11 protein-coding genes are annotated in these 11,166 nt (G+C 34.0%); 7 read left to right on the top strand and 4 right to left on the bottom strand.

Going from position 1 to position 11,166, the window contains the following annotated elements; all coding sequences use genetic code 11:
* The first annotated feature begins 174 nt into the window (after positions 1–174).
* From metK to NAMH_RS02320, 7 genes are all read left to right on the top strand, one after another.
* On the top strand, positions 175–1,323 hold the full coding sequence (gene metK / locus NAMH_RS02350; RefSeq protein WP_015902784.1) for a methionine adenosyltransferase: 1,149 nt from the start codon (positions 175–177) through the stop codon (positions 1,321–1,323).
* A gap of 150 nt (positions 1,324–1,473) precedes the next feature.
* Positions 1,474–2,139 carry a 23S rRNA (guanosine(2251)-2'-O)-methyltransferase RlmB gene (rlmB, locus tag NAMH_RS02345; RefSeq protein ID WP_012663594.1) on the top strand — a complete coding sequence of 222 codons (666 nt, stop codon included), beginning with the start codon at positions 1,474–1,476 and terminating at the stop codon, positions 2,137–2,139.
* Entirely contained in the window at positions 2,126–2,944 is an 819-nt protein-coding gene (locus tag NAMH_RS02340) for a hypothetical protein (RefSeq protein ID WP_015902271.1), read from the top strand. Before rlmB ends, NAMH_RS02340 begins: the two co-directional genes overlap by 14 nt.
* Positions 2,941–3,711 carry a hypothetical protein gene (locus NAMH_RS02335; protein ID WP_015902575.1) on the top strand — a complete coding sequence of 257 codons (771 nt, stop codon included), beginning with the start codon at positions 2,941–2,943 and terminating at the stop codon, positions 3,709–3,711. The genes NAMH_RS02340 and NAMH_RS02335 overlap by 4 nt, the downstream gene beginning before the upstream one ends.
* The gene (locus tag NAMH_RS02330; RefSeq protein ID WP_012663692.1) at positions 3,708–4,919 is read left to right on the top strand and encodes an LL-diaminopimelate aminotransferase; all 1,212 of its coding nucleotides are present in this window, start codon (positions 3,708–3,710) and stop codon (positions 4,917–4,919) included. Before NAMH_RS02335 ends, NAMH_RS02330 begins: the two co-directional genes overlap by 4 nt.
* On the top strand, positions 4,912–6,165 hold the full coding sequence (locus NAMH_RS02325) for a homoserine dehydrogenase (RefSeq protein WP_012663675.1): 1,254 nt from the start codon (positions 4,912–4,914) through the stop codon (positions 6,163–6,165). The genes NAMH_RS02330 and NAMH_RS02325 overlap by 8 nt, the downstream gene beginning before the upstream one ends.
* On the top strand, positions 6,165–6,800 hold the full coding sequence (locus tag NAMH_RS02320) for a Crp/Fnr family transcriptional regulator (protein WP_015902337.1): 636 nt from the start codon (positions 6,165–6,167) through the stop codon (positions 6,798–6,800). The genes NAMH_RS02325 and NAMH_RS02320 overlap by 1 nt, the downstream gene beginning before the upstream one ends.
* Positions 6,801–6,995: 195 nt before the next feature.
* Here the strand turns inward: NAMH_RS02320 and NAMH_RS02315 are convergent, their stop codons facing one another.
* From NAMH_RS02315 to NAMH_RS02300, 4 genes are all read right to left on the bottom strand, one after another.
* Positions 6,996–8,108, bottom strand: coding sequence for a porin (locus tag NAMH_RS02315; protein ID WP_012663946.1), 1,113 nt, complete (start codon positions 8,106–8,108; stop codon positions 6,996–6,998).
* A 382-nt stretch (positions 8,109–8,490) separates the two neighbouring features.
* Positions 8,491–9,270 (bottom strand): enoyl-ACP reductase FabI, encoded by a 780-nt coding sequence (gene fabI, locus NAMH_RS02310; protein ID WP_015902812.1) that lies wholly within the window; start codon positions 9,268–9,270, stop codon positions 8,491–8,493.
* Complete coding sequence (locus NAMH_RS02305; protein WP_015902685.1) at positions 9,270–9,965, bottom strand: triose-phosphate isomerase; 696 nt, start codon at positions 9,963–9,965, stop codon at positions 9,270–9,272. The genes fabI and NAMH_RS02305 overlap by 1 nt, the downstream gene beginning before the upstream one ends.
* Positions 9,962–11,158 (bottom strand): phosphoglycerate kinase, encoded by a 1,197-nt coding sequence (locus tag NAMH_RS02300; RefSeq protein ID WP_015902108.1) that lies wholly within the window; start codon positions 11,156–11,158, stop codon positions 9,962–9,964. Before NAMH_RS02300 ends, NAMH_RS02305 begins: the two co-directional genes overlap by 4 nt.
* Between the last annotated feature and the right edge of the window lie 8 nt (positions 11,159–11,166).

Genomic DNA, 11,166 nt, shown 5'->3' with positions numbered 1-11,166 from the left:
AAGTGTTAAACTTTATAAGAAAAGCCTCTAAAGAATGCCTGAAACAAGTGAAAAATGAAAAGTGAAAAGTGTAAAACGGTTTATAAAACAGTAATTTTTCACTTTTAACTTTTAACTTTACACTTAATATTTTATGCTATACTTCTAATTAAAAATTCTCAAGGAGATTTTGTTATGAGAGAATATCTTTTTTCAAGTGAATCGGTAACAGAAGGTCACCCTGATAAAATGGCGGACCAAATCAGCGATGCAATACTCGATTATATTATAGAAAGAGACAAAAACGCAAAAGTAGCATGTGAGACGCTTCTTAGCAACGGGTTTTGTGTAATAGCGGGAGAGCTAAAAACTATAACTTATGCTCCAATGCAGGAAATAGCAAGGGAAGTTGTAAGAGAAATCGGATATACAGACGCAAGATACGGATTTGATTACAGAACTGCGGGAGTTTTAAACGGAATCGGAGAACAGAGCCCGGATATCAGACAGGGAGTTGAAAGAGGAGAAGAAATCGGTGCGGGTGACCAGGGAATGATGTTCGGTTACGCATGTACGGAAACACCTGAACTTATGCCGCTTCCAATTATGCTTGCTCATAAACTGACTAAAAGATTATCGGTTGCAAGAAAAGAAGCAATTATCCCTTGGCTAAGACCTGACGGTAAAGCACAGGTAAGCGTAAAATACGTAGACGGTAAACCTGTAAGCGTTGAAAAAGTAGTAGTTTCAACACAGCACGAACCTGATATCAACTATTCGGAAATCAAAGAAGCGGTTATCGAAGAAGTTATCAAAAAAGTAATTCCGGCAAATATGCTAAGTAAAAACGTTGAGTACTTTATCAACCCTACTGGAAAATTCGTTATCGGCGGACCTCAGGGAGATGCGGGTCTTACAGGTAGAAAAATTATCGTTGATACATACGGAGGAGCGGCACCTCACGGCGGAGGAGCTTTCAGTGGAAAAGATCCTACAAAAGTCGACAGAAGCGGCGCTTATGCGGCAAGACACGTAGCTAAAAACCTTGTAGCTGCAGGTGCGGCTGATAAAATCACCGTACAAATCGCATACGCAATCGGTGTTGTTGAGCCTGTAAGTATTTATGTGGATTCTCACGGAACTGCAAAAGTAGATGAAAGAAAAATCGAAGATGCGGTAAGAAAGATATTCAACCTTACACCTAAAGGTATTATCGATTCACTTGATCTTTTAAAACCGATTTACAAAAACACAGCGGCTTACGGACATTTCGGTAGAGAAGAATTTTCTTGGGAAAAACTGAATAAAGTGGAAGAAATCAAAGATTTTTTAGGACTTAAATAGAAATTTAAAGTTATTAAGTTTTGAAGTTTTTAATGTTGTTTAGGTTTATGTATTTTAACCTTCAATAACTTCAATAACTTTAATAACTTTCTTTCATTTTTAACTTTTGATTATTCACTTTTCACTTCTTAATTATGGTAAAATATCACTATGATAGTATACGGAAAAAGAGTAGTAGAATATATAATTCAAAAACACGGGAATATTGTTAAAGAACTTCTTATAGCAAAAAAATTAGATAAAAAAGAATTAAATAAACTGAAGCAATTCAAAATAAATTTCATAGACAACAAAACAGCTCAAAAAATCAGCAGAAACGGGAATCATCAGGGATATTTTGCAAAAATTGATTTCACTCCGGGGGAATGGGAAATTACAGGTAATAAAATCGTTATATTAGACGGTGTTACGGATATGGGAAATATCGGAGCCATTACAAGAACCGCTTACGCTTTAGGCGTTGATTTACTAATTATCACTGGAATCAAAGAATTAAAATGGCCTCAGGTTATCAGAACCAGTGCGGGCGCCGCTCTTGATATGAAAATATTAACTTATCATAACATTTTAGATTTAATCAATATATTAAAAACAAAAGGTTATATAATAGCAGGTGCCGACATGGGAGGAGAATGCAAAATAGAAGCCGATAAACTTGCACTAATATTAGGGAATGAGGGTGAAGGTTTAAAGAAAAAAGTAAAAGAAAAACTTGATAAAATTTTAAGTATCGAAATGAAAAACGGTTTTGATTCTCTAAATGTATCAGTTGCAGCAGGAATACTAATTGATAGGATTACAAATGAATGCAAATGATTTTTTTGAACAATACTCTATTGAAATAATAAACAAACGCACAAGAATTTCACCTATATCCCTCAGATACATTAAAAATAAAGAGTTTGAAAAAATACAAAGAGTTAAATTTTTAGGATTTATAAGAATTATAGAAAAAGAATTTAACGTTGATTTAAGTGAATTAATTGAAGAATATAACGAAGCAACTAACCACACTCATACTCAAAATAGCGAAATAGAACTTGAAGAACCCAAAAAACACAACACATTATTACTTTTTATCTTAGCGGTCATACTTTTTTCTTTGGGTGCTTATCTTTTATATAACAAATACGGATCAGTAGAAAAAGAGAATTTAAACGAAATTAACAAAACCGCATTTATGCCTCCTAATACTGACGAAAACATTACAGAAACTGCTCCCGAAACAAAACTTGAAAACAATAAACAGAATATTTCCATGCCCGAATCATCTCACCAAACAGTAAGTAAAAAAACAACTCCCCAAGAAAAAGCAGTCATTAATAACACAAAAAATAGCCAAAACACTAAAACTATAGCACCTAAAACAGTTGAAATTTACCCAAATGAAAGAGTATGGTTTAAAGCAATAAATCTTGACACCAATAAAACAGTGGAATATTTAACAAGCAATCCGAAAACTTTAATTGGAGCTAACTGGTACGTAAAATTCGGTCATGGCAATATAACCATCAATTACGGTAACCAGACTATAACACCTGAAACTAAAAAAATTACAAGAATTTTATTTAAAAACGGAAAAGTCGAATATTTAAAAAAACCTAACAGGTATGAAAAATGAAAAAAGTTATCTTTATAATTGTTGCTTGTATTTTTCTTTTTGCTAACAATTCTCAAACTATTAAAAATTTAATAGGAGAAGATAAATTTAATACATATTATGAGCTTTTAAAACCAATATTAAATGAAAAATCATTAACAAAAACACTTGAATATTTACAAAACAATGGTTTACTCGATATATTCTTTGATAAACCCAAATTGATTCATCCTACATTTATTTTTACAAACAACAATCCTATCTTTAATACAAAAACACTTTATTCAACTCTGAAATCATTAGGGTATTATTATTTTTATCCTACTAAAATCACAAAAAACGGCAACTATACGATTACACTCGAAATGAAATCCACTCATTATATTGACCCCCTGCTTTTCAGCAAATCAATCGAACAAAAAGGGTGCAATGTAATATCTATCAATAAAAACGGAAGTTATATTTATACAATTGATTGCGAAAATGAACATATCGACACTTTAAAAATTGTAAACAAAAAAATAAAATTATTAAATGCCAAAGGTATTTACTGGCTGGATCCTAACGGATTTAATAAAGTAATAGTTTATTCATCAAAACTTGATAATTGGTATCCTTATATTGTGTTTTTTGACAAAAATCTAAATATTTTAAATATAATTTCAAAAGAAAATTCTCAAAACACCGTATATTTAAACATCCCGCCAGAATGTGCATATATTAAAATAACCGATACGTTTTCCAAAGAGAATTTTAAAAGAGGAATATTTATTAAAGGAATCAAATGAACCATTTTGAAAGAATAGAAAGATTACCTAATTATATTTTCGCTGTAATTAACGAGCTAAAATTACAGGCAAGACGTGCAGGAGAAGACATCATAGACTTTTCAATGGGTAATCCTGACGGCCCTACTCCTAAACCTATCGTAGACAAATTGATAGAAGCGGCACAAAAACCGAAAAATCATCGATACTCCGTAAGCAAAGGGATATATAAATTAAGAGAGGCAATCTGCAACTGGTATGCAAGACGATATAATGTTTCTCTAAATCCGGAAACTGAAGCCGTAGTAACAATGGGAAGCAAAGAAGGATACGTTCATTTAACACAGGCAATTACGAACGTTGGTGATGTAGCGATTGTTCCGGATCCAACATATCCAATCCATTCATATGCATTTATGCTTGCGGGTGCAAGTGTAAGAAAAGTGGAGCTTAAATACAACGAAAAGTACGAACTTAAAGAAGACGAATTTTTCGAGCAGCTTAAACTTGCTATGATTGAAGCAGTGCCAAAACCTAAATTTTTGGTATTAAACTTCCCTCACAATCCCACAACCGTAACAGTTACAAAAGAGTTCTATCAGCGTGCCGTCGATTTCGCAAAAGAAGAAGGACTATACATAATCAGCGATATCGCATATGCTGATATTACGTTTGACGGATATAAAACTCCAAGTATTTTTGAAGCAAAAGGCGCTAAAGAAGTGGCGGTTGAGAGCTTTACACTTTCAAAAAGCTACAATATGGCGGGATGGAGAGTCGGATTTATCGTAGGAAATCCGGTGCTTGTAGGTGCCCTTCAAAAATATAAATCATGGATCGATTACGGAATGTTTACTCCTATTCAGGTAGCGGCTACCGTTGCGCTAAGGGATTATCAGCATTTGGTAAAAGACATAGTAGAAACTTACAGACAAAGGCGTGACGTATTAATTGAAAGTTTTGCAAATGCTGGGTGGGAGATTGAAAAACCGACCGCAAGTATGTTTGTATGGGCAAGAATACCTGAATGCGCAAGACATCTCGGAAGCCTTGAATTTTCAAAAAGACTTTTAACAGAAGCACATATTGCGGTAAGCCCCGGAATCGGTTTTGGAGCATACGGCGACGAATACGTAAGAATAGCACTTATCGAAAACGAAAAAAGAATTCGTCAGGCGGCTAAAAACATCAAGGGATTTTTAAAAGAATTAAAGGAAAGCAATGGTTAAAATAGGAATAGTTGGAGTCGGAACTGTAGGATTAAGCGTAGTAAAAAACCTTCAAAAAAACAGAGATTTAATTAGAGCCAGAGCCGGGAAAGAGATTATCGTAAAAAGCGGTGTGGTTAGAAATTTAAATAAAAAAAGAGACGTAAATATCCATCTTACGACTGATTATAAAGAAATAACAAGAGATCCTGAAATTGATATTGTAGTTGAGCTTATGGGTGGAGTAGATGAAGCTTATGAAGTGGTAAAAGATGCACTTAAACATAATAAAGCCGTAGTAACGGCAAATAAAGCGCTTCTTGCTTATCATAGATTTGAACTTCAGTCTATCGCAAATACGCCTTTTGAATACGAAGCAAGTGTCGCAGGTGGAATTCCTATAATTAAAGCGTTAAGAGATGGGCTAAGCGCTAATCATATTCAGGAAATAAAAGGTATTATTAACGGTACTTGTAACTATATACTAACTGAAATGAAAAAAGGAAGAGACTACGCAGAAGTGCTTAAAGAAGCTCAGGAACTTGGATACGCAGAAGCTGATCCTACTTTTGACGTAGGCGGATTCGATGCAGCACATAAGCTGTTAATACTTGCGAGCATTGCATACAATATTGACGCAAAACCTGAAGATATTTTAATTGAAGGTATTGAAAACATCAATCTTACAGACATAGAATTTGCAAAAGAATTCGGTTATGAAATAAAACTTCTCGGAATTGCTAAAAAAATAGGAAACGAAATAGAATTAAGAGTCCACCCTACACTAATTAAAAACTCTCAAATGATTGCAAAAGTCGACGGAGTTATGAATGCGGTAAGCGTTATAGGTGATGTTGTGGGTGAGACAATGTATTACGGGCCGGGAGCCGGAGGAGACGCTACAGCAAGTGCTGTTATAAGCGATATTATCGAAATAGCAAGAGGAAACGTAAATCCGATGCTCGGATATAAAAAACCGCTTGAAAGTGAAAAAGTAAGACTTAAAACAAGTGATGAAATTGAAACTAAATATTATCTGAGAATTGCCGTTAATGATAAACTTGGTGTTCTTGAAAAAATAGCCAACACACTTGCAAAAAACAACATATCAATAGAAAGTTTCCTTCAAAAACCTAAAAACGGCTATGTAAAACTTCTCTTTTCAACTCACAAATCTCTTGAAAAAGACGTAAAAAAAGCCATCAGTGAAATCGAAAACTTTGATTTTGTTATAAAACCAATTAATTTTATCAGGATTGAGGGATAGTGATTAGTAAACTTAAAAAAATCTCCCTCTTTTTTAATATAGATGACGAACAGCTAAAAGAAATATCAAACTACACAACTATTAAAACATATAATAAACAAGAAATTATCTTTTACGAAGGTGAAAAAGACAAATATTTCTACGGAATAATATACGGACAGGTTTTAATGTATGATGTAGATCTCAAAGGAAATGTAATTCCTAAAAACCAATTCGGATGCGGTGATATTTTCGGACTAATCTCCCAAATACAAAACAGACCGTACTGCCTTAGCGCGATTAGTGAAAGTGAGTCACAAATAATTAAAATTGACTACTCCAAATTTCAAAAGCATATATCAAATCCGCCTTTTAGCGATAGAATCATTAAAATGCTCAGTAATCAAATCATGCAGGAACTTGAATTTAATAAACTCCAAAAATTCGACGCTACCAAAAGAGTAATATATACACTCCTCAATTTCCCTCAAAAATTTGTAAGAAAGAAAAAATACCTTCTCGCAAAAGAACTCGGTATGAGTGCTGAAACTCTCAGTAGAATCCTTTCCAAACTAAAAAACGAAGGCATTATATGCTACTGCGAAAAGTCCATAAAAGTTACCGATTATGAAAAGTTAAAAGAATATATAACTTGAGTAAGTAGTTTATTAGTTAATTAGTATATTGGTTATTAGGAATATGATAATATTAAAGTTGCCGAGTTATTAAGGTTATTATAGTTTTTTAAATCGGTATATCATTTAACAATCTAAAAAACTTAATAATCAATAAATCAATCTTAGTGTCTGTCACTATTTTAAATAATAAAAAGGGCAAAAGCCCAAGAGAGATTAGAAGCTGTATTTAGCTTCAACTTTTAATTCGTTTTGATCTTCGTTATCAGCTGATTTATCGTTAAAGATTGAGTATAAAGCTGAAAATTTCATTTTTTTGCTGTATTTGTAGCTTCCACCTACAACAACTTCAGTTGAATCTGCATTGTCTTCAGATTTGTCGTTAACACCTGCATATGCTACGTATACGTTTGTTTTAGCGTCTACGTTGTATCCAGCTTTTGCATAGAACGCAGAAGTGTCAATATCGTTTGCGATTGCATATCTTTGTTCAACTGGTAATACTGCTGCGATTGGTGAATCATTATCTAATACAACAATACCATCATCTTTGTCAGTTTTAGCATAACCAACTTTTACACAGAATGCATCTTGAGTATATTTAGCTGATACGTTGAAGTAGTTTTTAGTTTTAGCACCATCTTCATCACCTTTTCCAGCTGCATAATCAGCATGTACGTCAACGTTTTCTACAGGAGTTACGTCTACGCTTACAGTATAAAGGTTTTTAATTGCATTTGTTGCATGATAATACCATACATTACCTTTTACCATATCTACATTAAATAATGCTGCTACAGCATAAATATCATTTCCAAGTGTATTATCAGGAATTTGGTCAACACTTCCTAATGCATTAATCCATGCACCAGCTAATGTTACGTTATCACTTGCTTTGAAAGTTGCAATTGCACCAGCACCGTGTGCTTCACCGTGTCCGCTTCCAGTTACAGAAGTTGCTACAGGGATTTTACCAGCGATTACGTTAACACCGTTAGCTGAATATTTTAAGAAAACAAGGTTTTCTGCAGGATTTGGATTGATGTTTGTACCGTCAAGTGCATCATTATCATCAGCATAAACGTTACCTTCAACTCCAAGTTTGTAAACAACTTTTAATTCTTCGCTTACAGGAATAGTGAATTTGAAGTCAGAACTTGTTCTCCATCTATTTACTGTATTTTCGTCTTTTGGTGCATAGTTATAAAATCTAACTCTGATCATTCCGCTTAGATCAACACCTTTGATTGCTTCTGTTAGAGGAGTAGCGCTTGCTACACTCATTGAACCCATTGCTATTAAAGCTGCTAAAGATAGTTTTTTTAGCATTCTCTCTCCTTTGTTTTTTAATTTTTACCTCACAATTATATCGTCAAAAAATTTAAAAATCAAATTTTTTAGTGTTATTTTTGTGCTTTTTTTCTAAAAAAATCAATATTTTGTTACATTTTTACTTGTAAATTTTTTATTTTTTGTGTATTTAAGGGAATACGTACATTTATTTTTCATTAATATTACATATATTAAAGAGACTTATCTTTAATTTTCCATGTTTATTTATTTTAATGTTATTGCGCCTTTATATCCTGCCAATTTCATATTATTTTTTTTACAATCATTTATTTATAGTATAAATATTCGCAAAGATATAAAAAAACATTCCTTCATAGTGCCTGACACTTATTCATTAAAAAAACGGGAATATCCCCGTTTAATCGTCATATCTCGGCATACCCATTATATTATATCCACTGTCTACAAAATGAACTTCCCCGGTTACCCCGCTGGAAAGGTCACTTAACAGATACATACCGCTGTTACCTACTTCTTCAATCGTTACATTTTTCATAAGAGGAGAGTTTTTTTCATTATATTTAAGAATTTCGCTAAAATCACCGATACCGCTTGCCGCAAGTGTTTTAATAGGTCCTGCACTAAGTGCGTTGATTCTTATTTTTCTCTCACCAAGATCAACAGCTAAATATCTTACACTGGCTTCTAAAGCCGCTTTAGCCACGCCCATTACATTGTAATGAGGAATGTATCTGATACTTCCAAGATAAGTAAGTGTAAGAATTGACGCACCGTCATTCAAAATAGGTTCTATTTTTTGAACCACTTCTATTAATGAATATACACTAATCTCCATTGCGATATTAAACGCTTCTTTTGTTGTATCTATAAATTTACCGTCAAGAGCTTCTCTTGGTGCAAACGCTACAGAGTGAACTAAAAAATCAATTTTCCCGTAGTCTTTTTCAACTGCTTCTTTTAAACTTTCAATTTCTTCAGGTTTACTAACATCTAAAGGATAAATATTTTTAACCCCTAATTCATCAGCAACTTTTTGAACCCTTTTTTGCATTTTTTCATTTTGATAAGTAAGAATAACATCCGCCCCCTGAGCTTTACATGCTTTTGCAATACCATATGCTATCGATCTGTTATTCGCAACACCTATAATTAAACCTCTTTTACCTTCCATTACCATTATTTCTCCTTTTGTACTTCTTTTGCTATTTCTATCATTTTAATGAAATTACTTACATCCAAACTCGCACTTCCGACAAGCACTCCGTCAACATTCTCAATAGAAAGAATATCTTTAACATTTTCCGGTTTAACGCTTCCGCCATATAAAAGCGGTCTGTTTGCAAGCTTTTTTATTTCTTTATGTGTTTCTTTTATCTCTTCATTTGAAGCACTTACACCCGTACCAATCGCCCATACCGGTTCGTATGCAATAATTAATCTTTCATAATTCAAATCTATCCCTACAAGCTGAGCTTTTAGATATTGAATCACCTCATCAATCCCTTTTTTTCTAACTTCAAGAGGCTCTCCGATACAGTAATAAATCTCAAATCCCTCATTTTTATAAAATTCAAATTTTTCTACTATAAATTTTTGAGACTCTTTAAGAATGTGTCTTCTTTCACTGTGTCCTATTAAAATTTTATTTATTGAAAACTCTTTTATCTGTTCAAGCCCTATTTCACCCGTATATGCACCGTTCTTAGCAGGATAAGCGTTTTGCACACCTATATAATCCTTACTGATTAAAGCACTGCACGGAGGAAATACCGATACATTAACATTACCGAAATTAACAACATCCAATACCTTGGTATACTCTTCTACTTCCTTTCTTGTTTTATTCATTTTAAAATTCGCTGCTACTATCATTTTATCTCCAATGCTGCGATACCCGGCAGTTTTTTACCTTCAAGAAGCTCTAAACTCGCTCCTCCGCCTGTAGAAATAAACGTCATTTCCTCATCGTCTCCGGCTCTTTGAACCGCATCGGCCGTGTCACCACCGCCCACTACTTTGATACCGTGACTTCTTGCAATTTCATGCGAAATTTTAAACGTACCTCTGCTGAATTTATCCATTTCAAAAACTCCCATAGGACCGTTCCAAAGGATAGTCTGGGCATCCCATAAAACTTCACCGAAAAGTCTCACACTTGCAGGTCCTATATCAAGTCCCATCCATCCGTCGGGAATTTCCTGAGCCGTAACATATTTCACCATTGCGTCTTCTGCAAATTTATCGGCAATCACAATATCCACAGGCAGGTAAAATTTAACCCCGAGTCTTTTTGCTTCGGCCATGATTTTTAGAGCTTCGTCTATAAGCTCGTCTTCAACAAGTGAATTACCCACATTGTATCCCATAGCTTTAAGAAACGTAAAAGCCATTCCTCCACCGATAATTATTTTATCCACTTTCGGAAGAAGATTAATTAATGCCTGAAGTTTACCGCTTACTTTACTCCCGCCTACAACTGCTACAAAAGGTCGTACCGGGTTTTCAAGAAGTTTATAAAAGAAATTAATTTCTTTAAGAAGCAAAAATCCTGCCGCTTTATGTTCATTGTCATAAAACCTTGTAATTGCTTCCACACTTGCGTGTGCTCTGTGAGAAACACCAAATGCGTCGTTGATATAAAATTCTCCGAATTCGCTCAGTTCTTTTGCAAACCCTTCATCGTTTTTAGTTTCTCTCGGGTCGAACCTTACGTTTTCAAGCAGTAATATTTCTCCGTTTTGAAGTTTAGAAGCCTTTTCCTTGGCATCAGGTCCCACTACATCTTTAGCCATTATTACGTCTTGTTTCAATAAGTGAGAAAGTCTTTTTGCTACAGGTTTTAAAGAGTATTTTTCATCAAATTCACCTTTAGGGCGCCCAAGGTGAGAAGCTATAACAATTTTACATTCGTTATCAAGAAGATATTTGATTGTCGGAAGAGCCATTCTTATACGTCTGTCATCCGTAATATTTCCGAATTCATCAAGGGGAACATTAAAATCACACCTTAAAAAAACAGAACTCCCAGGCTTAAAATCCAAATCTTTAGGCGAGTTTATCTTCATACTTCTCC

The sequence above is a fragment of the Nautilia profundicola AmH genome, assembly GCF_000021725.1.
In the GTDB taxonomy this organism is placed as follows: Bacteria; Campylobacterota; Campylobacteria; order Campylobacterales; family Nautiliaceae; genus Nautilia; species Nautilia profundicola.
This window is presented reverse-complemented; position numbering and strand designations above follow the sequence as displayed.

What these genes read in the sequence shown, in the direction of transcription:
- NAMH_RS02335 (WP_015902575.1), top strand. Translation starts at nt 2,941, where the DNA reads ATGAAAAAAGTTATCTTTATAATTGTTGCTTGTATTTTTCTTTTTGCT.
- fabI (WP_015902812.1), bottom strand. Translation starts at nt 9,270, where the DNA reads ATGGTAATGGAAGGTAAAAGAGGTTTAATTATAGGTGTTGCGAATAAC.
- NAMH_RS02325 (WP_012663675.1), top strand. Translation starts at nt 4,912, where the DNA reads ATGGTTAAAATAGGAATAGTTGGAGTCGGAACTGTAGGATTAAGCGTA.
- metK (WP_015902784.1), top strand. Translation starts at nt 175, where the DNA reads ATGAGAGAATATCTTTTTTCAAGTGAATCGGTAACAGAAGGTCACCCT.
- rlmB (WP_012663594.1), top strand. Translation starts at nt 1,474, where the DNA reads ATGATAGTATACGGAAAAAGAGTAGTAGAATATATAATTCAAAAACAC.
- NAMH_RS02315 (WP_012663946.1), bottom strand. Translation starts at nt 8,108, where the DNA reads ATGCTAAAAAAACTATCTTTAGCAGCTTTAATAGCAATGGGTTCAATG.
- NAMH_RS02340 (WP_015902271.1), top strand. Translation starts at nt 2,126, where the DNA reads ATGAATGCAAATGATTTTTTTGAACAATACTCTATTGAAATAATAAAC.
- NAMH_RS02330 (WP_012663692.1), top strand. Translation starts at nt 3,708, where the DNA reads ATGAACCATTTTGAAAGAATAGAAAGATTACCTAATTATATTTTCGCT.
- NAMH_RS02300 (WP_015902108.1), bottom strand. Translation starts at nt 11,158, where the DNA reads ATGAAGATAAACTCGCCTAAAGATTTGGATTTTAAGCCTGGGAGTTCT.
- NAMH_RS02305 (WP_015902685.1), bottom strand. Translation starts at nt 9,965, where the DNA reads ATGATAGTAGCAGCGAATTTTAAAATGAATAAAACAAGAAAGGAAGTA.